Consider the following 22,125-nt stretch of genomic DNA (forward strand, 5'->3'; position numbering starts at 1 on the left):
GCACAGACTGATCCCGGTCAGTCGGCGGCTATCCGTCACGCCGCGAAGGGTCGACTCGTGTGATATGACCGCCTGGCGTTCGTCCATCGATTCCAACGGCGTCGGGCTCGAGAATGCCAGCGAAGATCAGCCGTCACACATCGCTCGCACATTCTCCGGCGATCCCCGTCGAGGGCACCGGCCGACGGTTAGGTTCTGTCCCTTCGGTCAGCGTCGGGACCAGATGAGGATGCCCGCGAGGTGGAGTGCGGCCTGGTAGGCGGTCACGAGTGTGTCGGTTCGTGTGGCCAGGCGGACAGCACCGTCGCGAAGGCAGGCGCGTCACCTGCCTGGCCTGCGGTGACAGTGAAGGCGAGAGGCCCGGCGCGGCCGTCTGCGGCCAGGTGGACCTTGGTGATCAGCCGGCCGGGGGAGCGTCAGAGCGCGGGATCGGCGGGCTCGCCGGTGCGGGCCGCCCCTTTTTGTGCTCCTGCTGCGTGCTGGTGGGCCCGGACATAAACCGTGGAGTCCACTGACACGGTCCAGTTGAGGTCCTCGTCGGCGTCCGCCGCCGCCAGGACGGCGGTGAGGATCATCTCCCAGGTGCCGTCCACGGCCCATCTGATCAGCCGCTTGTGCGCGGTCTGGAAAGGGCCGAGCGTCGGGCAGGTCCCGTCAGGGCGAGTTGGTGCGGTACTTCCACGCGATGGTCTCAAAGGTGCGGCGGTGGTCGACCCATCGCCGCCCGCGGACCGGTTCCGCCGGCTTCAACGGCTCGATCCGGTCCCACATCGCATCGATGATCACTCATTGGACGGAAACATCCGATCAACTGACCAACCCATCAAAGAGACACGCGCGAAGCCCCGTCGGGGCACTGGCTCGGCCCGCCGAGGACCTCGGCCCCCCGCGAGGCCGGGGCCCAAGTCATGCCGACGCCCCTGTGGACCACAGCCCCGCGCAATGTGCAGGTAAAACTCGCGGCGCTCAACCCGTTGACGTACATACCGTCCGGTCAGTACGTTCCCCGGAACCCGGGCCACCGTTTCACCGTTCCCTCTGATTCGCCCTGTTCCGCCTGTTCCGTCCCCGCACCCATCGGAGCGTGCACCGCATGGACACCGCGCCTTCCGCCCAGCCGCTCACCTCCACCACTCTCGCGGCCCCCAACCGCCGCAGGGTCGCCACGGCAGCCGCCCTGGCCTCGGCCGTCGAGTGGTACGACTACTTCGTCTTCGGCATCGCCGCGGCCTTGGTCCTCGGCGATCTGTACTTCCCGGCCGGGAGTCCCACGGCCGGGGTCCTCGCGGCCTTCGCCACCTTCGCCGTCGGCTTCCTGGCCCGTCCGCTCGGCGGCATCGTCGCCGGTCAGCTCGGCGACAAGCGCGGCCGCAAGCCCATGCTGGTGCTCGCGCTCACCCTGATGGGCGTGGCCACCATCGGCATCGGCCTGCTCCCGACGTACGAGACGATCGGGGTCGCCGCCCCCATCCTCCTCGTCCTCCTCCGCATCGTGCAGGGCGTCGCCGTCGGCGCGCAGTGGGGCGGCGCGATGCTGCTGGCCACCGAGTACGCCCCCGAGGGCAAGCGCGGCGTCTACGGCAGCGTCGTCCAGCTCGGCGTTCCCATCGGTGTGGTGACCGCCAACAGCGTGTTCCTGCTGGCCGGTGCCTTCACCTCGGACAGCGCGTTCGCCTCCTGGGGCTGGCGCGTGCCCTTCCTGGTCGGGCTGCCCGTGCTCGCCCTCGCCTGGTACATCCACACCCGGGTGGAGGAGACCCCGGAGTTCCGGGAGGCCGAGCGGGCGCTGGCCGAGAAGGAGAAGGGCGAGAAGAACTCACCCCTGCGCACCATCCTGCGCGGTCACCTCGGCACCGTGCTGCTGGCCGGCGGCTCCTTCGCGGTGAACACCGCGACGTTCTACATCATCATCACCGGCGTCCTGGACTACACGACCCGTGAACTGGGCATGGACAAGGGCGCTGTCCTCACCGTCTCCCTGTGCGTCAGCCTCACCCAGCTGGTGCTGATCCCCGCCTCCGCCGCCCTGTCCGACCGGCTCGGCCGGATCAGGATCTACGCGATTGGCGCGGTCGGCATCGCGCTGTGGGCCGTACCCATGTTCCTGCTGATCGACACCGGGTCGCTGCTGTGGCTCGCGGTCAGCACGTTTGTCGCGAGCTGCTTCCTCAGCATCATGTATGGCCCCCAGGCGGCGCTGTTCGCCGAGCTCTTCACCCCGGAGATGCGCTACACGGGAGCCTCCCTCGGCTACCAGATCGCCGCTGTCGCCGGCGGCGGGCTGGCACCGTTCGTCATGGTGCTGCTGCTGGAGGCGACGGGCACCTCGATGGCCGTCTCCGGCTACATCATCGGGTTGTCGCTGATCGCCCTGGTCTCCATCAAGGTCCTCGCGGACCGGGCACGCTCACACTGAGCCGGGCGTCCGGCCAAGCCGCGGTTCCCCTGCCTCCGTCCGCTCCGGAGCCGGGACCGCGGCCGTCCGGGCCCTCGCTCCGACCCGGCCCAGGCTGGGCCCGGGCCGCGACACCCCCACACCCGCCAGGCACAGGGCGCCGCTCACCAGCGTGAGCGGTCCCGGCACCTCGCCGAGCGCCCACCCATACACCACTTCCCTGGACGCAACCCCACGGGTCGGAATCCCGACTCCGACGCGGTCAGAGGCCCCTTCGCGTGATCGTGAAGGGGCCTCCGACGTGCTCGGGAGCCAAACAGACGGCCAACAGGATGAGAGCCCAGCACGTCACCAACGCTGATAGATCTCACCTCAGTCGCTCGCTTACCAAGGACGGCGGCCGGCTCGCGCGCTCAGCTATGCCTCCGCCGGGCACTTGCAGGCTCGCCCTCGGCTTGTCGTAGAAGGTTCTCGTAAGGGCTGTCCCGTAAAAGATCTTTGGGGTCGGCGGTGCGCTACCCCATGACCGCGCGGGCCGCGTCCAGGAAGGCCAGCCGGTTGCCCTCCAGGTAGTCCCGAACGCTCTCGCCGTCAGGCAGGCCTTCCCACACCGTCCAGTTGAGGTCGAGGAAGTACGCGCGTGCCGCATCGTGCACGGGCAGGGGGAACTGGATACGGATGAGCCGCTCCGCGACCCACAGCCTGTTCATGACGTCTTGGGTCGTGAGGAACCAGGCGTCGGTGTCCTCCCACTCGGAAGGCCGACTGAAGGCGGAGCGTTCGGCTTCGGCCCCGACCTCAATGAACCGCTCCAGCAGCGCGAGCCGTTCCGCGCGCCGGGCCTCCGACAAGGCGCTCTGCTGCCGTTGCTGTTCCGCACGTTCAGCCGAGAGCTGAGTCCTGTGCTGCACAAGGTAGGACAGCAAGCCGCCAAGAACGACGCCGCCCAACGATATGAGTGACACCCACACCTGACCTGCCATGGCGGTCATCGTGTCATGCCGTCGATCTTTGAGACCATCTCCCTGAGGCTGGTGTGATCACGGCGTCCGAGCCGTCATGAATAGCCCGGCACCGGGTTGAGCCCGCGTCAGTGCATTTTTCCGCACATCAGAGCCTCGAACCGCTCGTGAAATCAGCGGCGTTGGCTCTAGGCTGTCGGCCTCGGCCGCGCGTAGAGGTCACATGCGGTCGTGCGGCCGTGGGCCGTCCATCTGGCTTTGTTTTCCGGTAGCTGTATGTGCGGGGGAGAACGTTCGGTGTTCGGAATCATCAGGCCGTGCCGTCATCGACTGGGCGAGGCCATGCGTACCGAGTGGATGGCACATCTGTGTGGGCTGTGCCTGGCGCTGCGCGGCGAGTATGGGCAGTTCGCACGGGTGGCCACCAATTACGACGGCCTGATCGTCTCGGTGCTGACCGAGGCGCAGTCGGAGCGTACCGGCGACTGGCGGCGAGGCGCCGGTCCGTGCCCGCTGCGCGGGATGCGGTCGGCGGACGTGGCGCAGGGCGAGGGCGCGCGGCTGGCGGCGACGGTGTCGCTGGTGCTGGCCGCAGCGAAGATACGTGACCATGTCAGCGACGGCGACGGCCTGTTGGGGCGCCGCCCGGTGACGCTGGCGGCACGCCGAATCGCCCACGGCTGGGTCCGTGCGAGCGCCGCGGGCGGCGAACGGCTCGGCTTCGACACCGCGGTGCTGCTCGACACGGTCGAACGCCAGCTGGAAGTCGAGCGGTTGACCGGCCCCGGCAGCTCTTTGCTGACGGTGACGGAGCCCACGGAGACGGCAACCGCAGCCGCCTTCGCTCACACCGCGGTACTCGCCGGCCGCCCGGGCAACGCCGAACCCCTGGCGGAGGCTGGCCGCCTGTTCGGCCGGCTGGCGCATCTGCTGGACGCGGTGGAGGATCTGGACGCGGACGAGGCGTCCGATGCGTGGAACCCGATTGCCGTGACCGGCACGGACCGCGCCGAAGTGCGCCGGCTCTGTGACGACGCCGTCCACGGAATCCGACTCGCGCTGGCAGAAGCCGAGTTCGTCGACGGGCGGCTGGTACGAGCGCTCCTGGGCGACGAGTTGGAGCGTGCCACTGACCGCGTCTTCGAACCCCGGCATCGTCACCATCAGCGTCGCCACCAGGCGCGGGGCTCACGCGTGCTGCCCTGGCCGGGACGCCGTGCGACGGAAATACCTTCGGACACCGGCACGGCCCGCGGCGTAGGGGCGCTTGCTGGCGCGGCTCCGGAGGGCGGCTCGATGGCGTCGGGCCGGCCGTCGGAGGGGCAGTGCCGGCGGTGTGGCGAATGGCGCCGGTTGTGCCGTGGCTGCGGGGTGTGCTCCAACTGCTGCATTTGCATCGAGGACGACGCAGAGCCCTGGCAGTTCGGTGACGGCAACCGGGATGGCGGCTCTGGCCAGGGCGGTTCAGGGGGCGACGGCTGGTTCGGCGGCCGGGGCGGCGGCAACTCGGGCGGGTCAGCCGGAGGTTCGGGCGGCGGGGATCGGGGATCCGGTGGTTCCGGCGGTGGCTCGGGTGACGGCTGCTGCGGTGGTGGTGGCTGCTGCAACCCTTGTAAGTGTTGTTGCGATTGCTGCGACTGAACGATGTATGAGCCGGGCCCCCGGGAACAGAGGTGGGAGCGGCTGCCGTGCGCTGTCCACGGACGCCTGGTCAGGCTACGTGGCAGCGCCCATCGAGGACCTGGGCCGACGTGGGCCGGCCGTGATGTCATCGGTGAGCACGGTACGGTCGGTGGCGGACACATCCGGCTCGGCGAGCACTGCCACCAGGGCGGGGAGTACTCGCGTGGATGTCTGGGTAGACGGCTGCCCGGCTCAACATGCTCCTCACTGCCCTGCTCCTCACGCCGAGATGACGAGACAGGGGGATGTCCGATGGACGAGGGGAGCCGGGAAGGGTTGGAGCGGATTCGTTCCAAGCTCGAGCTGATCACGAAGGTGGAGGCCGAGCACGGCTTCGGGGTGATCATCGAGAGGGCTAGGCACCCGGAGCCCGTTCCCGAACTGCCGCAGGGGGTCACTGAGGTGTTCGGCCTCTTCTCGCGGCTGGGCGCCGACCACTTCCGCTTCTTTCAACCCGACGAGGTCCAGGGCCCAGCCGCGTGGGCGGCCCGGGCGACCGATCCGGACTGCCCGCTGGGCAGTCCCCTGGCCATCGGCTGCGAGCGCCACCGCGTCCCGGTGGACATCGAGTGCAGCTCCCGCATATGGCTGGACCTGGACGACGGGGACGTCTACTCCTTCGACATCGACGACTACATTCACCTGTACAAGCACCCGGACGAGACGATCGACGTCCTGGTGTTCGCGAACGACATCGTCACGTTCTTCGACCGCTTCGTCCTCGGGCCGGCCTACCCCCAGCTTGTCGCGGCCATGATCGGACCGGGCGCTGTGACGGGCCGTGACCGGCGCGGCCGATACCGGGACAGATGGTTGCGGCTGCTTGTGGAGAGCGGCCTGGCCAGGGCCGACGACAAGGAGGCGATCCGGGAGATGCCCGATGTGACCCGGTTGACTCTTGAGTGATTCTTTCACCACAGCCCACTCGGTATCGCTCATGTCCGAGCCGTACCGGGGCCGGTGCCCCGGCCGGTCGGCCGCGTTCCCGAACGCGTGGGCGAGACAGGCACACCCACGCGTGGACGGACCGGACCCGGCAACCATGACCACGCGACACTTCGACCACAAGGCCCGCAGCCCCGGCGCTATGGCCTGGGCCGCTTCGAGTGGGCCGCACGGCGCCGAACAGTTCCGTGCGGTACAGCAGCCACAGGCTGCGCCGCGGCGAGTGCCAGCGGCGCTATCGAAAGCGTCACTGGGTTGCGTGGGTGGTGCTGTGGTCGTCGGCTCATGCCTCGCCTCGCTCGGTGACGGCCCGCAGCTCTGTCCTCAACCCGGTGATCCGACCGGACGGCCAAGGCGGCACATACGGTCGTCGTCAGGACCCGTCCCCGGCCGCGTGTGCGTCCCAGGCGCGGGCGCGCAGGTCCGCGTCCCCCAGCACGTCCAGGGCGGTGCAGGCCAGGGCCTCGACCACGGCAGTCAGGACGTGACGGCCGCGTTCGGAGGCCGCGGCCGCGGCGAACTCCGGAGTGTGATCGCTGCCGCCGGAGTCCATGATCGCGACGAAGGGGTGGATGGCCGGTACGCGGCCGCTGACGTTGCCGATGTCCGAGGATCCCAGGTAGACGCCGGGTTCGGGCGGTGTGAGGGCAATCCCGGCCCGGGCCAGGTGGTCGGCGAAGCGCTCGGACAGCACCTGGCTGTCCCGGAAGTGCTCGTAGCGGACGCCGACCCGTTCCACCTCGACGGACGTACCGGTCGCCCGGGCCACGCCCTCCGCCGCGGTCCGCAGGCGCGCCGCCAGGTCGTCCAGGGCGGCCGTGGTCAGCGCGCGCAGCCCGAAGCGCCCCTCGGCGTAATCGGGCACGATGTTGGTCGCCGTACCGCCCTGCGTGACGATCCCCTGGACATGGGATCCCTCCGGCAGCCGCCGATGAAGCGCCGACAGGACGTTGAACAGCTCGATCAGCGCCGCGAGGGCGTCGATGCCCTCGGTCGGGTTGCCCGTGGGGTGGGCCGCCCGGCCGCGGAAACCGACCCGGTACTGCTCCTGTGCGGTCAGCGGCGCCCGCACCCAGTCGTACACACCGGGGTGGAACATCAGGGCGGCGTCGACGTCGTCGAACACCCCGGCCCGCACCTCAAGGGCCTTGCCACCGCCGCCCTCCTCGGCCGGCGTGCCCACCGCCAGCACCGATCCCTCGGCGCTGTGCCATAGGGCGTCCACGACCAGCGCGGCGCCGAGGCCGGCGGCCGCGATCAGGTTGTGCCCACAGGCGTGCCCGAGTCCGGGCAGGGCGTCGTACTCCAAGAGGAGCGCCACGGTAGGCCGCCCCTGGCCTGAGAGCGCCGTGAACGCCGTCGGCAGATCCGCGACGTTCCTGCGGACCTCGAATCCGGCACGTTCCAGCTCGCCGGTGAGCAGCGCCACCGCCCGGTGTTCGGCGAAGGCGGTCTCGGGATCCGCGTGCAGCGTGCACGCCACGGCCCATAGGTCTTCCGCGCGCCGGGCGACCTCGGCGCGGACCCGGGAGTGCCGCGGCTCTGGACTGGACACTCGGACCTCCCACGGGGATCGGCGAGCGGCTGCCATGCCGGACCCGGGTTCCACCCGCACCGATTCCGAACCCGGGGACGCGGATACGCCCGACCGCAGGCGTCGCCTTCCTCAGCCCGGCGACGCGTTGGCAAGCCTTGCCGGGCGGGGAGCGCGCGCTCGTGACGCCACGGCGGGTCGACCCGTACGGTGCCGCCGCGCCGATGCCCCCTTCGCGATGCGCAGCCGACGCAGCGAGCGCAACCTTTGCGCGGACACCCGGCGGCCCGCCGCCGTCGGTACGGGCCGCGCCGCGTTTCGGCGGCCGCCTGCGGTGCACACGGTCCGTGTCCGTGCAAGGCATGCACTGCTGTTCTCGGGGGCCTACTTCGGAGGAGCCATGGATCACTCGCGGGTGCCCGTGCTGGAGGCGTTGCAGGAGTTCCGGCGCCGTGGAGACATCGCCTACGGCCCGCCCGGTCACAAGCAGGGCCGCGGTGTGGACCCGCGGGTGGCGGACATCGTCGGCCTCGACGTGTTCCGCTCGGACGTCCTCTCCCTCAACGGGCTGGACGACCGGCGCCAGTCCCAGGGCGTGCTCAGCCAGGCCCAGGAACTGATGGCGGACGCGGTCGGCGCGGAGCACGCCTTCTTCTCCACCTGTGGCAGCTCCCTGTCGGTGAAGACGGCGATGCTGGCGGTGGCCGGCCCCGGCGAGAAGCTGCTGCTGTCGCGCAACGCGCACAAAACGGTGATCGCGGCCGTCATCGTCAACGGCGTCGAGCCGATCTGGGTCCACCCGAAGTTCGACACCGAGCGGCACCTCGCCCACCCGCCGGAGCCCGACGACGTACGTCGCTGCCTGCGCGAACACCCGGACGCCAAGGGCATGCTGCTGATCACGCCCACCGACTGGGGCACCTGCGCGGACATCCGCGGCGTGGCCCGCGTGTGCCACGAGTACGGCGTCCCCCTCATCGTCGACGAGGCATGGGGTGCGGTCTTCCCGTTCCATCCCGGGCTGCCGCCCTGGGGCATGAACGCGGACGCCGACCTGGTGGTCACCAGCGTCCACAAGATGGGCGGGGCCATCGAGCAGAGTTCCGTCTTCCACCTCCAGTACGACCGGGTCTCGCCCGAGGTCCTCAAACAGCGCGAGGACCTGCTCGGCACCACCAGCGCCTCGTCCCTTGTGTACGCGACACTCGACGGCTGGCGCCGGCAGATGGTGGAGCACGGGCACGACCTGCTGGACGCCGCGCTGCACCGAGCGGAACGGATCCGCAGGGCTGCCGCCGAGCTGCCCGGCCTGCGTCCGATGGGCCGGGAGGTCGTGGAGGAGGGACTCGCCGCCTCCTTCGACCCTCTCAAGATCGTGATCGACGTCCGTCTGCTCGGCATCAGCGGCATGCAGGCGGCCGAGTGGCTCAGGGCCCGCCGACATGTGGACGTAGGCGGCTCCGACAGCTGTCGCATCAGCGCCTCGATCACGTACGCCGACGACGACGAGACCGAGAAGGTCCTGCTGGACGCCCTGCGCGCCCTGGTCGAAGGCGCCGACTCCATCGAACGGCAGCCGCCGGTCCACCTGCCCGAGCCCGCCGACCTGGAGCTGGAACAGGCGATGCTGCCGCGCGAGGCGTACTTCGGCGAGGTCGACCACGTGCCCGCCGGACGCGCGGCGGGCCGGATCGCCGCGGAGATGCTCAGCCCGTACCCTCCGGGCGTGCCCGTGATCGCCCCCGGCGAGGTGATCACCGACGAGATCCTCGATTATCTGCGCAGCGGCGTCGACCACGGCGTCCTGATCCCGGACGCGGCAGACCCGTCGGTGCGGACACTGCGGGTGGTGCGGCGCTGAGCCGGGGGCCGAGGAGAGGCGGAGCCGCAAGTACGCGACACCGCCTGGTGACGCCGCCCGTGTCACCGAACGGTGGCTTGCTCGGCGTGCGGGAGATCTGGGTGGTACCAGCCCGGACCGGCGTGGATTGTGCGATCTGCCCTGCGGTTTCCGGTCCGCCCGAGCGTCACCGCGCTGTTCCCGGGTCACCCCGGACGACCGTAGGCGGGCATGGCGACGGCTGAGTGCCGCTTCTCGGCGCGGTCGCGCATCCAACTGAGGCTTCCGGAGAGTGGAGAGTACGGCGATGTGATGACCGACGGGGTGAAGGTGCTCAGCGGCGAGCCCACGGGGTGAGTTTCCTCGCTGAACGTTTCGGACGGAACCCGTGCGCCACTCGTAGTCGGCAAGTGCGTCGAGGAACAGATGAGGCAAGGAGGACAGTCGATGTCGAACCCGCAACAGCCCGAATTGCGGCGCAGTGACAAGGGGGCGGGCACTCCGCAGGACAGCCAGTCCCGCAAGGCGGCACAGCCCGACCACGAAGGTGCCGGCCACGCCCATGGCACGGACCGTGGCAACAAAGGCGGAGGCAAGGGCGGCGGTACGCCTCCCGAGCAGCAGCCGGACCACCCGGCCTGAGCACCGTCCCGCAGAAAGTCGAGCAAGGAGAAGTGAGGGGCATGTGCGCGAGCCCGCGTCCGGAGTGAGCGGGAGCGGGCTCGTGCAGATGAGCTGGACGTGACAGTCTGGTCCGCCCGAAAAAGAAGGCCTGGACTGTTGTTCAGGACGCTCGTCTGACGCTCTGGGCGTCGGTACGCGGGACAGCGAGCCGAAAGGCCAGCTTTGACTTGGACTTTTCCGGGACTGGCCCAGACCCACATCTTTCCGGTGACCTACCACGTTGAGTGTGTCGCGATCCGATAGCCGACAGCAAAGGACTCCTGACCCGCGGTTTTGTGCATGCACCGTATATAGGGTGTGGGCGTTACGGGCGATATCTGACGCTCGTTTTGATAGTGCGTCACCTGACTGATCGTGCAGGTCGCCCTGGCTGGGAGGCGCGCTCTGGCGGGCTGGTTTTGCGAGAGCCTGAAGAAATAACCGCTGGGTTCCGGCGCCGCTGATGGCGACGGCAGGCGCGTCGCCGCCATCTTGGAATCCCTTGCCGCTGCACCGAGTCCTGAACCGCAGCGCTGTCTCTGCATGCGTGCAGCCACGGCTGACGACGTGCAGCCGGGGCCCATGCTCTCTGGCCGCATGCGTCACTGCCGGGGGAGGCGGTTGACCACGCCGAGAAGCGGGAGCACGCGGAACCGGCTGCGAAGGTTCACTGCCCTGCGGGCTTGCTGGTCGATAGGGATGTCTTGGGTCAGTGGGCGGCATAGGACACAGCGCTTGAGCGCATGCTTGGTCCTGAACGCGTCGCACACGATCCCCGGATGGTGCCAGGAAGAAGCTCGTCATCGCCCCAAGCGGACAGCCGGTGCACCGCGCGTGCCAATCGCCCACCCATCGCTCGGCGACCCGTTTCGGCGGCTCCCCATCGGTCTCACCCGGGTGCCGAAGACATCAGCCCCGCCAAAGTAATCCCGGCAGGTCGGCTGACCACCGGATGCGGCGTACGGTACCCGGCGGCGCACGGCGCGCTGACCTGCTCACGCTGGTTTCGCGGCGCCCGAAGGGATGGAGGCCAGCGTAGAGGGACACACCAGGGTCGGCTCCGATTGATCACCATGCCGATGGATCATCGGCCTCTTCCAGGAGACGGGCCGCGAGGTCGTCGGCCCACTCCACGGCCCAAGCGCGGAGATCGGTGATTGTGGCGTCATCGAGCCCGTAGGCGGCGAAGGCTTCGTCGTCGGTCCACTCGGCGCCCGTGAGGTTCGCCTGCAGATCCTCGCGCTCGAAGCGGCCACGGGCGTGGCGGCGGCCGAACTCCTCGAGCTCGGCCTTGGTCCAGCGGCGTGAGGCTGCGAACACGTCAATCAGGTCGCGCGGCGCTCCGCGGTCGGCGAGGGCGCGGACCTTGGTCCCGATCACGTCCTCCTCCGCGAGGACGGGCCCGTATGGGCTCTGGGCGACCGGCCGCCAGAAGATCTCCTTGAGGATGTCGACTTCGCATTCCTGCCCGGTGGCCGGGTCGGACACGGTGAATCGGGCGGACAAAGGGGCAGTTTCTAGCGCGTGCACCTTCCAGCCGCGGGCCTCCAGGCCGGCGCGGAGCGTGGCGGCGATGTCGGCCATGGGCGCCGGGTTCTCGGTGGCGACGTCGAGATCCTGGCTCGGGCGGTTCACGAGGCGGTGCGCCCGCACGGCATACCCGCCGGTGAGGACCAGGGGATACGGGGAGCCGAGCGCGATCACATCCGCAGGAGCCGCGTGTGCAGCACCGGCATGTCCGTCACGCGGCTGCCCGGGTGCGGGAGGCGAGCTGGGGGAACGCGTCCTCCCACACGGCGCGCACGGTTCGACCGATGAGTGTGCGCAGGACCGGCCACAGCTGAAGAAGCAGGTCCCGGTTGAGGTAGCGGGGCAGGTCGTCACGCAGGCCCTCGTGCAGGACGGTGCGGTACAAGCCCATGCGCTGGCGAGGCTTGCCCAGGTCGTACGACGTCATCCCGGACCAGGCCAGGTGCAGCGGTAGCTCCACGACACCATGAGCCGGCCCCTGCAGGTGGTCCAGCGACTCTGGCAGACGGAGCCGGAACTTCTCCACGTACAGCGCGAGGTCCTCGGCATCCGCGCCCGAGAGTTCCCCCGGCGCGGGTGAGCGATGCTGTGAGCTGGAGGCCATGAGCCCATTATGGCGCCCGGTGAAGTGGCGCGGGGCATGATGAGCGAGCCGGCGGCTGCAGTGAGCGGGACGGAGCCTTCCGGGGAGCTGGTCGTGGCAGCTCAACTGGCCCGAGTACGCGGGACGGGCCGACAGCCGTGACGCTTTGGGCGCCTGCACCCAGGGTGGCGAGCCGAGAAAGCGGCTCTGACCTATGCCTTTTACGACTCACTCGCGATAGTGCCGTGCCCTAGGTCACTGAACAGGGCGGCGACGGTCGGTCACCGAGCCGGGGACGTCCGTGTGGATCCGGGCGCGTGAACAAGGTGCCTCCCATGAGAAGCTCCTTGACGGTGGTGTTCACCGGCGCAACCAGCGGCATCGGAGAGCACGTAGGTCGCCGTCTGGCCGCGCACATCTCCTACCTGATCGTCCACGGCCCCAGCCCCCGAGAGCGAGGGCCGCCTCCCCCGTGACCTCGACCGACCGGGACTGGGAGAGGGGCACTAGCTCCAGGCGGACTTCGACCAGCTCGCAGCAGTCGGAACACTTGCCGACCGCGTCGCGGACATCACCGACAGGGTCGACGTCCTCATCAACAACGCCGGGCGCCGCCCCGGGCCGCCGGCCCGGCAATTGAGCAGCGACGGCAACGAGCGAACCCTGCAGACCAACTACCTGCGCCTATGCTGCTCACCACTCGCCTCACCCCTCTGCTTCGCACCGCGCGCGGACGCGGCGTCCACGTCTCCTCGGCCACGCATCTGACCGCGTCGCTGGACCCCGATGACCTCAACATGGAACGTTCGCTACAACTCCACCGGCGCCTACTCGAGAGCCACGCTCGCGCTTGTGGCGCATGCACGATGGCTCGTCGACCAGGCGCCCGAACCTGGCTGCTGGAGCAGCCCGCCGCGAACTCACCCGGATCTTGTGGCACGGCGCCTACCGACGCCCCGGAACCGACGGCGCCGCTGAGGCGGACGGAGCGGCTGGCTAGCCCGGAACCGCCGTCCTCGCACCCGCCGCACTGGGTGGTGTCTCTGGCGGGGGAGCGGCCGGCAGGCCGGCCTTACGTGAGATCCCAGTCCAGGCGGAGGATGGCGAGATCGTCCGTGTGCCGGTTGGCGTTGAGGGCGCGGGTCTCGACGATGAGCGCGTCGAGGTGGGCGCCGGGGTCCGCGGTGCGGAGCGTGTCGAGGATGCCGAGCAGGCCGTCGACTCCGAGCCGGGTGCCGGTTGTGCCGGCGAAGCCTTCGACGAGGCCGTCCGTGTAGGCGAGCAGAGCTCCGCGCGGAGGGAGGGAGAAGGTGGTCGACGGCCATTTCCCCAGGCCGGGTGCGACGCCGAGGGCGATTCCATGGGCGGCGGTCACCTCGCGGGTGCCGACGCTGGTCAGCAGCAGCGGTTCGTGGTGGCCGGCCAGGTGCAGGGTGCACGTCGCGGCGGTGGGGTCCAGGGTGATGAGGGTGCAGGTGGCGAACAGGTCGTGGCCGGTGCGCTCGGCGACATGTATGCGTTCCAGCAGATGAAGCAGTTGCTGGTCGCGATGGCCGCCCAGGGTCAGCGCACGCCAGGCGATGCGCAGGCACACTCCGAGGGCCGCGGCGTCCGGGCCGTGGCCGCTGACGTCGCCGATGATGGCGTGGACCTGGCCGTCGTCGGTCTGGACGACGTCCAGGAAGTCGCCTCCGAGCAGTGCCTGTGCCCGGCCCGGGTAGTAGCGGCTGGCGGCGCTGACGGTGGCGGAGGTGAGAAGGGGCTCGGGCAGCAGTCCGCGCTCCAGACGCGCGTTCTCCTCGGCGCGGAGCTGCCCGATCTGGAGGGCGGCGCTGGCCTGCTCGACGTGCTTTCGCTGGACGGCGTAGCGCACCGCGCGCTGCATCAGGTCCGGTTCGACCTTGCCCTTGACGAGGTAGTCCTGGGCGCCCGCGGCGAGGGCTTCGACCCCTGCCCTGGGCTCGGCCAGGCCGGTCAGCACGATGATGGCGGCGGCGTGGGTCTCCGGCTGGAGCGCCTCGACGGTCTCCACGCCGGAGGCGTCGGGCAGGTGCAGGTCCAGCAGGACGCAGTCGACCGGCGTGGTCGCGAGCGTCGCCCGCGCTTCGGCGGCTGAGCGGCAGCGGATCAGGCTGTGCGGCAGGTCGGTGTCGTAGAGGAGTTCCTCGACGAGAAGGGCGTCCCCGTCGTCGTCCTCCACCAGCACGATGGTGTACTGCTCGGCACCGCCCGCTCTGTGGTGGCTCACGGCTGTGTCTCCCCCTCCGGCACCGTAGGACCTTTCGTCGGGACGGGGAGGGTGAAGACGACGCGTGTCCCCGGCTGGTGGTCCGGGTCGATGGTGATCGTCCCGTCGTGGAACTCCACGATCTTCTTGCACATGGCCAGGCCGATGCCGGTGCCGGGGTAGGCGTCCTTGGTGTGCAGTCGCTGAAAGAGGATGAAGACCTTCTGCTGGAACTCCGGTGCGATCCCGATGCCGTTGTCGCTGACCGCGAACTGCCATACGTCGTCGACGACGGCGGCGCTGATGTGGATGCGCGGTGTCCGTTCTGGACTGCGGAACTTGATGGCGTTCGAGAGCAGGTTCTGCCAGAGCATGGTGAGCTGGGTGGTGTCTCCGGCGATGGTGGGCAGCGGGTCGCTGGTGATTTCGGCGTCGCTCTCCTCGATGGCCACGCTGAGGTTGCCCAGGGCACTGTCGAACACGCTCTGCAGGTCCACGGTGCGGTGGTCGTTGTGCACACGGCCGACGCGGGAGAACGCCAGCAGATCGTTGATGAGGATCTGCATGCGGTTGGCGCCGTCGACGGCGAAGTCGATGTACTGGTCGGCTCGTTCGTCCAGCTGGCCCCCGTAGCGCCGTTGCAGGAGCTGGGTGAAGCTGGACACCTTGCGCAGCGGTTCCTGCAGGTCGTGGGAGGCGACGTAGGCGAACTGCTCCAGCTCCGTGTTCGATCGCTTGAGGTCCGCCGCCTGTTCGTCGAGCAGCCTGCGGGACTCCTCGCTGGACTGGAGTTCCGCGACGAGGCGCCGGCGCATCAGGTCCACGTCGGCCGCCAGCCGGCGCAGGTCGGCCGGACCCCCGCCGTCCAGGGAGCGGTCGAAGCGTCCCTGTGCGACGTCACGGGCCGACGAGCCGAGCCGGGTGAGCGGAGCGGTGATGCCGCGGCGCAGGCCTTCGAAGATGAGCACCGTGACCAGGACGATGACGACGGCGATGCCGGTGAACATCCAGTTCCGTACGGTCATGGCCGCCCGCAGCTCGCGGCTGACCTCGGTGCGCCGTTCCTGGAGGTGGGCCTGCTGGCGCGTCATGGCGGTGCGCAGCCGGTCGAAGGTGGCTTTGCCTTCCGTCGTGCGCTTCTCGGCCGCGTCGACCACGTCGCTCGGAGCCGCTGTCGACACGGGGCGGGCGATGCGCTCATGCCAGGTACCGGCCAGCGCCTGCACCTCGGCCAGATCCTTGAGGCCCCCGTCATCGCCCTTCAGCAGGGGCTTGAGCTTCCTGAGGGCGGAGCGCTCGTCCTCCACGCCCTGTCGGTAGGGGGCCAGGAAGTCCTCGCTGCCGGACAGTCCGTAGCCGCGGATACCGGTCTCCTGGTTGACCAGCGCTTCCTCCAGCCTGATCGAGGCGATCAGGGCAGGTGTGCGGCGGTCGATTATCTCGTTGGTCAGCTGTGAAGTGCGCCACATTGCCCAAATGCCCAGCGCCCCCAGCACGGTCAGCACGGACAGGGTGACCGAGACGCCGACCCGCAGCCAGCGGCGGGTGGTCCAGGCGGACAGGGCACCCTCGGCGGGCGACGGCCTTCTGCTCATCGCGGTTCGAATCTCTCCCTCAAGTAACGACTCGCGCCACGACATCCACACGCGACACGCACACTGTACCCGCGACATGACAACGGATGTTGTCCTGGGGGAGATCAAAGCCCTAGGCTGCTGTCATGCCCAGATCTTCTTCCACCGCGGCTCCATCAGGCGGGGAGAGTACCGCGCTGGTGGCACAGGTGGTCGACGAACTCACCCGCTGCATGGCGCAGCACAGCGGCGACCTCTCGGCTGTCTCCACCCGAACCGCCGGTGAGGCCCGCCAGGGCGCACTGGCGCGCCTGCGGATCCTGGCCAGCGTCAAGGAATGCGTCCGGCACCTGGAGGACCAGGCAGCCCACGCCGCAGCCGCGCACGGCGCCGGCTACCCGGAGATCGGTCAGGCCATGAACATGAGCCGGCAAGGAGCCCGGCGCCGCTGGCCCGGCCTGATCACCAGCAGCACACCCCATCCCACCCCCCGACCCCGGAGCTCGTGAACCATGGCCGCCGCCGCAACCCATCCCTACGACGTGCTGTTGGTCGAGGACGACGCTGCCGACGCCCTGCTCATCCAGGACGCCCTCACCGAACGCGGAACCCGCAACATCACCCAGGTCCCCGACGGCATCGCGGCCCTGGAATTCCTGCGCGACCAGGGCAACGAGCGTCCCGACCTCATCGTGCTCGACCTCAACATGCCGCGGATGAACGGGCGGGAGTTCCTCGCGGTGGTGAAGGAGGACCCCGAGCTGCGCACCATCCCCGTCGTGGTCCTGACCACCTCGGCCGCCCCTGACGACGTCACCGGCGCCTATCACCACCACGCCAACGCCTATGTCACCAAGCCCGTCAACCTCGACGACTTCGAAGCGGCGGTACGCAGCATCGACGCCTTCTACCTCGACATCGCCGTGAAGCCCCCCAAGGCGTAACCCGCCGCGCCCACCCGTTCGTGAGCTTCGGCCTGCTCGCGAACGGGTGCTCGCCAACTGCGTCAGCCATATGTATCCGCAGAGGCCACCGACGGCTTCGCGGCGAGCGCATGGCGCCGAATCGCGCCGCCTTCGCACCTATCGGGACCAGTCCTCGGCGGCGGTGCTGCTGGCCGCCCGTGAGCGGGGGCGCTCCACCCGGGTGCGGACGCATCGTGCCTGAGCCACGGTGCCGGATTCCGGGACATCACCCGGTCGGTGAGGGCACGCCAATACACCCTCAGCACTGATCTTGCTGCCCACTGCCGCATCTCCAGGCCGATCCTGCAGTGCTCCTCGACGGCCCCCGTAGGCCTAGAAGCCCAGGTCACTCAGGCCCGGGTGGTCGTCCGGGCGACGCCCGAGCGGCCAGTGGTACTTCCGCTCCTCTTCCTTGATCGGAAGATCATTGATGCATGCCAGGCGAACCCGCATCAATCCCTCACCATCGAACTCCCAGTTTTCGTTTCCGTAGGAACGGAACCAGTTTCCCGAGTCGTCGTGACACTCGTACGCAAAACGTACGGCGATTCGATTGTCGTCGAACGTCCACAACTCCTTGATCAGTCGATAATCCAACTCTCTACGCCATTTCCGAGTCAAGAAGGCTATTATTGCGTCACGCCCGTTCACGAATTCCGCGCGGTTACGCCAGTTGCTGTCTATTGTGTAAGCGAGCGCTACACGTTCAGGGTCTCGAGTATTCCACCCATCCTCGGCGAGTCGAACTTTCTCGATGGCGCTCTCCCTGGTGAAAGGGGGCGCAGGAGGGTTGGAAGCCATCGTTTCTCCTACGACGTCACAGTGTTCCGCCTCAGCTGCCCGCCATCGGCGGACCGGATGCCGTGCGGCCGACGGCCGGCCATCGGCGCCTTGACCGGCGGCTCGCAAGAACTCCCGCCCTGGCCGTGTCGTGCTCGCAGTGGGGTCTCTGAGGCGGCCGGTCCGTCTGCGGATAACCCAAATGAGTTCGACGCCTTCTGCTGTTCATCCCATACTGACTGGCCAGTGATCGCAACTGCGAAGCGAGGCCACTCCGGTACATTCGACTCGCATTTCAATCTTCACTCTCGGTACACGCCTTTAGCGGCCTGCCCGTACGTCTCCTGCGACGGCGTATCACAACGCCGATGCGTTCTGTGGGGACTTCAGCGTTCAGTGCACTTCTCGATTCTCGGTCAACGTCGCAGCCGCCGCCTCGATGTTCGCCGTGAGGTTGCGGTCGGCAGCGGACGGTTTGAGTAGCTGCGCAGCACGGTCGTGGAAATCGAGCAACTCGCCGTCACTTGCGGGGAGCAGACGACGAACGGCGAGGGCCGGGCCGAAGGACGGGCGGCGGGAGAAGCACCCACGTCGGCGGATTGTGGACGCGATTTTCTACGTGGTATCGACCGGTGCGCCTGGCGTCAGCTGCCGAAGGACTTACCGCCCTGGCCCACCGTGTCGTGAAGTTGCCGGTCTGTGACCCTACCGAGAGCACCGGGGCGTGGCGCGGGTCAGTAGTACTGGGCCAGGCAGAGTTCATGTTCTTCGGGATCGGCCATCACGACGACCACGCCCGCCGGCGGCGGATCGGGGCGGACGCCTGCGGCATGCTGATGTGCCGGCACGATCGTGGAGTCGACCGAGATGTCCCAGTCGATCTCCCCGGCCGCGTCGGCCTCGGCCTGAACCTGCTGGAGCAGGCGTTCCCAGGTTCCGTCGGCCGACCACAGGCGGTGGCGTTCGTAGACGGTGACGGTCTTCCAGGGGCCGAACCGTTCGGCAGGTCACGCCACTGCACGCCGGTCCGCACCCGGTGCAAAATCCCGTCGATCACCTGCCGGTGATCCCGCCACCTGCCACAACGCCTGTTGCTGACCGGTAGCAACGGCTGCAGCCGCCGTGGACGCCTGTCCGTCGGCCTTGGAAGACGTCTCATCTGGTAAGCCTGGGCCAGCGAAGGGGAACAGGCGATGCCGGTGAACGCATGGAAGTGGTCAGTCGGCGAGGCTTGAGCCATTGCGCTTGTTGATGAAGCGTGCCTTCTTCTCGCGATTTCCACACGTATTCATGTCGCACCATTTCCGTGTGCCGCCTCGGCTGGTGTCCAGGAAAGCGGCTCGGCACGTGGGTGACGCGCACAAGGAAATCTTCCCCTCTCGCTCTCCCGCAAGTAGACCGATCGCGTCGGCGGCGACCACGCTCAGCGCATCTTCTACGGAAGTAGAGCTCAGCCGCCATTTCCGGACACCCTCGGACGTCAAGATCGCCGAGGCCAGACCCTGAGTACTGCAGTCATTGATGACGTGGACAGCTGCAGAGGGAAGCGGGTTCTGGTTTGCAACGGCCGTGGCGGCTGTATGAATGGATTCCCTGAGCTCTCGAGCCCGGTCGAGTTGGGACTGGGTGCAGGAGCCGACCGCAAGTCCATTGACCGCCAACCAGTCTGCGAGCCGAGAGGGAACAGGAATTCGCTCCAGCTTTTCACCGTAACGCTCTGACAGGGTTCCGGTGAAGCTGGTCGCCAATACTTTACCCAAGCGAAACTCGGGGAGATAGACAGTAGCCACGAAACTACCTTAACGGGTTGCCACTTGAAGTGCAACATGTTAGAACCGTCCTAGGTGGTTCTGTGTCGACTCGGGGATCTCGCGGAACCCTCCTGGTCAGCAGCAGGTGCCCGGCCACCAGCTCGGGTGACTGGCAGCGGATCACTGCCGGCGTCGAGGGACTCCTGGGCGCGCCACGCCGAACCGGAGGTAGTTGACGATGCTGGATTTAGCGGTACTGCCGAGCTATGTTGCGGTGATCCTGCTCTTTCTCGCTCCGCCCGGGCCTGATATGGCCTACATGCTGGCAGTGGGCCTAGAGGGTGGTCGTCTGTCCGCGCTGAGGGCGATCCTCGGTATAGGAACAGGTATGAGTTTCTATGCCGCCGCCGTCGTTGCCGGGATGGGGGATATCGCCCGATCGCACCCATCGGTGCTTGATGCGGTGAGAATACTGGGTGCGGCGTATTTGCTGTGGTTGGCGTACGTGACAATGCGAAGTGCGCGTCAAGCGATAAACGGACGCGGCGATATCGCGACAGGTAGGTGGTTTCTGCGAGGAATGGTAGTCAGCCTGTCGAACCCCAAAATAATCCTCTTTTACCTCGCAGTGCTCCCGCAGTTCATAGGGAGTGCAGAGAATCCCGAATTACAGATGGCCGCCCTCGGTGCAATCAATGTTCTGATGGAGGTCATTCTTTATGGATGCATTGGAGTGTTGTCGGGATTTTTTCATGCACGACTCACCGGCTCAACAAAAGCGACGGCTGTGCTGAATTATGTTGCGTGCGTCGTTTATGTTGTGCTGGCAGGGTCGATCACTGTTGAGATGCTCCTGGCCTAACAGCGACAGAATGGGCACTTAGAACTCCTAACGAAATGATCTCCGAGGTGGTTGGATCGCTCCGGGACCGGTGATCTGGGGGTGCGGGGTGACTCGGCCGAAGCCGTGGGAAGTTGACGACGAGCTGTGGGCGGTGATCGAGCCGCTGTTGCCCAGGATCGAGCGTCGGACGCGGCATCCGGGACGCAAGCGGCATCCGGACCGGATGGTGTTCCAGGGCATTCTGTTCGTGCCGTGTCAGGTAGACAGCCCCATCAGGGCCCGCGACGTAGGCCCATGCCGCCGCCGTTCGAGCCGATCACCAGGCCATGCGCCCGACCACGTGGTTGATGCCCTCCACGGCCACTTCGAAGGCCGTACCTTGTTTCGTCGACCAGGTCGCCGTCCCCCTGCCCTGCAGGGCTGGTCCGGGGTCCGTCATGATGTGCCCTCCCGTTTCAGGCGTCCACCGTGTCCCAGCAGGGGACGTGCGGCGGGGTCTGACCACGGCGTATCGCGATGCGGTCATTGTCCCTGCGCAGGTGGGTCCGGGGAGGAGAGACCTGCCGGAAATGGCACGGTCCTCGACAGGCATTGCGCTCCGGGCACTCAGCTACGGCGCGCTGCTCGGCTGGTCATGCCGGTCTCTGGCTGCCCAGATACGGGTGGAGGTCCTGCGGGAGGAAGCCGCGCGGTTGGCTGAGGTGTTGGAGGCCGCGTAGATCGAGCTGGTTCGGCGGGTGATCGTGCGGGAGGAACTGGTCGAGGCCCCGGCCTTGTCCGCCTCCGAGACGACTGTCATGACCGAGGCGGAGCAGAAAACGGTGCCCTCACCGGTGCCGGGGTCGGTGGTGCCGCCCTGGCGGGAGGGGCTGCACTTGACCGTGCTCACGCCCGACTACCCGCGGATTCTGGGGGTGTTGGTGGAGGGGCGTTCCGCGGGCAGTGGACCGATGAAGGCCAGGGAGGTCGCGGTGAAGCTGGGCCTTGAGGCGACGTCGGCGGAGATCGAGGGGGTGCGTTCCAAGGCCAGGCGCCTGGCAGAACGCGGGTGGCTCCTCCTGGAGGCATCGGGGATGTTCAGTGCCGGCCAGCGGCCCGTGGCCGTGCCAGACGCCGGCTCATCCACCTGACCGTCCACTACCGGATCACCGCCTCGCTGCTGGCCGGCAACGTCTCGTAGTCCTGGGCCAGACGGCGGGAGTTCATCAACCATGCGACCGCGCGCTCTCCCACCCGGCGTGCGGGGAGCACCACGAACCCTGTCATGTCGTCGGTGCACTTGACGATCAAGGTCAGGGCGCGTTCGCCCACGGCAGACCGGTGCCGGGCTTGCGAGCTACAGGAACTCGCTTCGGTAGGTCGAGGCCAACTCGGCCGCGCGGCGACGGCGTTGCGCGACCTCGTTCTCCGACAGCTGCGGTGACGCATCCTTGCCCGCGACGATATCGCCGATGCGCATGAAGTACTCGTCCTGGCCGGCGGGGGTGCACACGCACAGCATGCGGGCCGGCGCGCCCGAGGAGTTGCGGAAGTTGTGCGGTGCGTTGGCTGGGATGTTGATCGTGTACCCGGCCTTCAGGGTGTGCTTCTCACCGCGGAAGGTGAACTCGATCTCGCCTTCGACGATGGTGAACATCTCCTCGAAGTCGTGCCGGTGCGGTGGTGGGCCTCCGCCGTCGGGGACGTGCATGTCGATCAGGCAGTATCGGCCGTTGGTTTGCTCGCCGGTGACCAGCATGCCGTAGGTGTTGCCCACCAATGAGATGTACGTCGTGCCGGGGTCGTCGGGGTTTACCACAGTCAGCAAACGGGACGGATCGTCGTCGGGGATCACCGGGTCGTCTCCTTC

19 protein-coding genes and 7 pseudogenes are annotated in these 22,125 nt (G+C 68.1%); 12 read left to right on the forward strand and 14 right to left on the reverse strand.

Features of this window, described 5'->3' with window-relative positions; translation table 11 throughout:
* Window positions 1–293 precede the first annotated feature (293 nt).
* A pseudogene (locus tag ABZ899_RS32690) lies at window positions 294–771 on the reverse strand (IS5 family transposase); the annotation flags it as partial.
* Between the two features lie 322 nt (window positions 772–1,093).
* Here ABZ899_RS32690 and ABZ899_RS32695 point away from each other — a divergent pair.
* Window positions 1,094–2,416 (forward strand): MFS transporter, encoded by a 1,323-nt coding sequence (locus ABZ899_RS32695; RefSeq protein ID WP_361353346.1) that lies wholly within the window; start codon window positions 1,094–1,096, stop codon window positions 2,414–2,416.
* 494 nt (window positions 2,417–2,910) lie between these two features.
* On the opposite strand, the gene ABZ899_RS32700 is transcribed toward ABZ899_RS32695, so the two are convergent.
* On the reverse strand, window positions 2,911–3,387 hold the full coding sequence (locus tag ABZ899_RS32700; protein ID WP_361353349.1) for a hypothetical protein: 477 nt from the start codon (window positions 3,385–3,387) through the stop codon (window positions 2,911–2,913).
* 267 nt (window positions 3,388–3,654) lie between these two features.
* Here ABZ899_RS32700 and ABZ899_RS32705 point away from each other — a divergent pair, with 267 nt between their 5' ends.
* A complete protein-coding gene (locus ABZ899_RS32705) occupies window positions 3,655–4,998 on the forward strand; it encodes a DUF5685 family protein (protein WP_361353352.1) in 1,344 nt (447 codons plus the stop codon).
* Between the two features lie 108 nt (window positions 4,999–5,106).
* On the opposite strand, the pseudogene ABZ899_RS32710 reads toward ABZ899_RS32705, so the two are convergent.
* A pseudogene (locus ABZ899_RS32710) lies at window positions 5,107–5,239 on the reverse strand (metallophosphoesterase); the annotation flags it as partial.
* 77 nt (window positions 5,240–5,316) lie between these two features.
* Between ABZ899_RS32710 and ABZ899_RS32715 the strand changes: the two are divergent.
* On the forward strand, window positions 5,317–5,946 hold the full coding sequence (locus ABZ899_RS32715) for a hypothetical protein (protein ID WP_361353355.1): 630 nt from the start codon (window positions 5,317–5,319) through the stop codon (window positions 5,944–5,946).
* Window positions 5,947–6,358: 412 nt separating this feature from the next.
* Here the strand turns inward: ABZ899_RS32715 and ABZ899_RS32720 are convergent, their stop codons facing one another.
* Window positions 6,359–7,540 carry an amidohydrolase gene (locus ABZ899_RS32720; protein ID WP_361353358.1) on the reverse strand — a complete coding sequence of 394 codons (1,182 nt, stop codon included), beginning with the start codon at window positions 7,538–7,540 and terminating at the stop codon, window positions 6,359–6,361.
* Window positions 7,541–7,919: 379 nt separating this feature from the next.
* On the opposite strand from ABZ899_RS32720, the gene ABZ899_RS32725 reads away from it, so the two are divergent.
* Both ABZ899_RS32725 and ABZ899_RS32730 read left to right on the forward strand, forming a co-directional pair.
* The gene (locus ABZ899_RS32725) at window positions 7,920–9,380 is read left to right on the forward strand and encodes an ornithine decarboxylase (RefSeq protein ID WP_361353360.1); all 1,461 of its coding nucleotides are present in this window, start codon (window positions 7,920–7,922) and stop codon (window positions 9,378–9,380) included.
* 426 nt (window positions 9,381–9,806) lie between these two features.
* Window positions 9,807–10,001 (forward strand): hypothetical protein, encoded by a 195-nt coding sequence (locus tag ABZ899_RS32730; protein ID WP_361353363.1) that lies wholly within the window; start codon window positions 9,807–9,809, stop codon window positions 9,999–10,001.
* Between the two features lie 1,089 nt (window positions 10,002–11,090).
* Here ABZ899_RS32730 and ABZ899_RS32735 read toward each other — a convergent pair.
* Both ABZ899_RS32735 and ABZ899_RS32740 read right to left on the reverse strand, forming a co-directional pair.
* Window positions 11,091–11,758, reverse strand: a pseudogene (locus tag ABZ899_RS32735) (nucleotidyl transferase AbiEii/AbiGii toxin family protein).
* Between the two features lie 5 nt (window positions 11,759–11,763).
* Window positions 11,764–12,156, reverse strand: coding sequence for a hypothetical protein (locus ABZ899_RS32740; protein ID WP_361353366.1), 393 nt, complete (start codon window positions 12,154–12,156; stop codon window positions 11,764–11,766).
* Window positions 12,157–12,660: 504 nt separating this feature from the next.
* On the opposite strand from ABZ899_RS32740, the pseudogene ABZ899_RS32745 reads away from it, so the two are divergent.
* A pseudogene (locus tag ABZ899_RS32745) lies at window positions 12,661–12,903 on the forward strand (3-oxoacyl-ACP reductase); the annotation flags it as partial.
* A gap of 304 nt (window positions 12,904–13,207) precedes the next feature.
* Here the strand turns inward: ABZ899_RS32745 and ABZ899_RS32750 are convergent.
* Both ABZ899_RS32750 and ABZ899_RS32755 read right to left on the reverse strand, forming a co-directional pair.
* Window positions 13,208–14,383, reverse strand: a complete 1,176-nt coding sequence (locus ABZ899_RS32750; protein WP_361353368.1) for a fused response regulator/phosphatase — start codon at window positions 14,381–14,383, stop codon at window positions 13,208–13,210.
* The gene (locus ABZ899_RS32755) at window positions 14,380–15,957 is read right to left on the reverse strand and encodes an ATP-binding protein (protein ID WP_361353370.1); all 1,578 of its coding nucleotides are present in this window, start codon (window positions 15,955–15,957) and stop codon (window positions 14,380–14,382) included. The genes ABZ899_RS32750 and ABZ899_RS32755 overlap by 4 nt, the downstream gene beginning before the upstream one ends.
* Window positions 15,958–16,082: 125 nt before the next feature.
* Between ABZ899_RS32755 and ABZ899_RS32760 the strand changes: the two genes are divergently transcribed.
* Together ABZ899_RS32760 and ABZ899_RS32765 are read left to right on the forward strand one after the other, a co-directional pair.
* Entirely contained in the window at window positions 16,083–16,445 is a 363-nt protein-coding gene (locus ABZ899_RS32760) for a hypothetical protein (RefSeq protein ID WP_361353373.1), read from the forward strand.
* A gap of 3 nt (window positions 16,446–16,448) precedes the next feature.
* Window positions 16,449–16,880: a response regulator gene (locus tag ABZ899_RS32765; RefSeq protein ID WP_361353376.1), complete on the forward strand. Its 432-nt coding sequence runs from the start codon at window positions 16,449–16,451 to the stop codon at window positions 16,878–16,880.
* A gap of 354 nt (window positions 16,881–17,234) precedes the next feature.
* Here the strand turns inward: ABZ899_RS32765 and ABZ899_RS32770 are convergent, their stop codons facing one another.
* A complete protein-coding gene (locus ABZ899_RS32770) occupies window positions 17,235–17,702 on the reverse strand; it encodes a nuclear transport factor 2 family protein (protein WP_361353379.1) in 468 nt (155 codons plus the stop codon).
* A 541-nt stretch (window positions 17,703–18,243) separates the two neighbouring features.
* Between ABZ899_RS32770 and ABZ899_RS32775 the strand changes: the two are divergent.
* Window positions 18,244–18,362, forward strand: a pseudogene (locus tag ABZ899_RS32775) (transposase); the annotation flags it as partial.
* Between the two features lie 134 nt (window positions 18,363–18,496).
* On the opposite strand, the pseudogene ABZ899_RS32780 reads toward ABZ899_RS32775, so the two are convergent.
* Both ABZ899_RS32780 and ABZ899_RS32785 read right to left on the reverse strand, forming a co-directional pair.
* Window positions 18,497–18,840 (reverse strand): annotated as a pseudogene (locus ABZ899_RS32780) (transposase); the annotation flags it as partial.
* A 58-nt stretch (window positions 18,841–18,898) separates the two neighbouring features.
* Window positions 18,899–19,471 (reverse strand): CGNR zinc finger domain-containing protein, encoded by a 573-nt coding sequence (locus tag ABZ899_RS32785; protein WP_361353381.1) that lies wholly within the window; start codon window positions 19,469–19,471, stop codon window positions 18,899–18,901.
* A 199-nt stretch (window positions 19,472–19,670) separates the two neighbouring features.
* On the opposite strand from ABZ899_RS32785, the gene ABZ899_RS32790 reads away from it, so the two are divergent.
* Window positions 19,671–20,294, forward strand: a complete 624-nt coding sequence (locus tag ABZ899_RS32790) for a LysE family translocator (protein ID WP_361353451.1) — start codon at window positions 19,671–19,673, stop codon at window positions 20,292–20,294.
* An 88-nt stretch (window positions 20,295–20,382) separates the two neighbouring features.
* Window positions 20,383–20,526, forward strand: a pseudogene (locus ABZ899_RS32795) (transposase); the annotation flags it as partial.
* Between the two features lie 66 nt (window positions 20,527–20,592).
* Here the strand turns inward: ABZ899_RS32795 and ABZ899_RS32800 are convergent.
* Entirely contained in the window at window positions 20,593–20,715 is a 123-nt protein-coding gene (locus ABZ899_RS32800) for a hypothetical protein (protein WP_361353469.1), read from the reverse strand.
* A 298-nt stretch (window positions 20,716–21,013) separates the two neighbouring features.
* Between ABZ899_RS32800 and ABZ899_RS32805 the strand changes: the two genes are divergently transcribed.
* Window positions 21,014–21,406, forward strand: coding sequence for a hypothetical protein (locus ABZ899_RS32805; protein WP_361353384.1), 393 nt, complete (start codon window positions 21,014–21,016; stop codon window positions 21,404–21,406).
* Window positions 21,407–21,413: 7 nt separating this feature from the next.
* Here the strand turns inward: ABZ899_RS32805 and ABZ899_RS32810 are convergent, their stop codons facing one another.
* Window positions 21,414–21,587 (reverse strand): hypothetical protein, encoded by a 174-nt coding sequence (locus ABZ899_RS32810; RefSeq protein ID WP_361353387.1) that lies wholly within the window; start codon window positions 21,585–21,587, stop codon window positions 21,414–21,416.
* A gap of 25 nt (window positions 21,588–21,612) precedes the next feature.
* Window positions 21,613–22,110 carry a cupin domain-containing protein gene (locus ABZ899_RS32815; protein ID WP_361353390.1) on the reverse strand — a complete coding sequence of 166 codons (498 nt, stop codon included), beginning with the start codon at window positions 22,108–22,110 and terminating at the stop codon, window positions 21,613–21,615.
* Window positions 22,111–22,125 lie beyond the last annotated feature (15 nt).

This window comes from Streptomyces sp. NPDC046859, assembly GCF_040645135.1.
GTDB lineage: Bacteria > Actinomycetota > Actinomycetes > Streptomycetales > Streptomycetaceae > Streptomyces.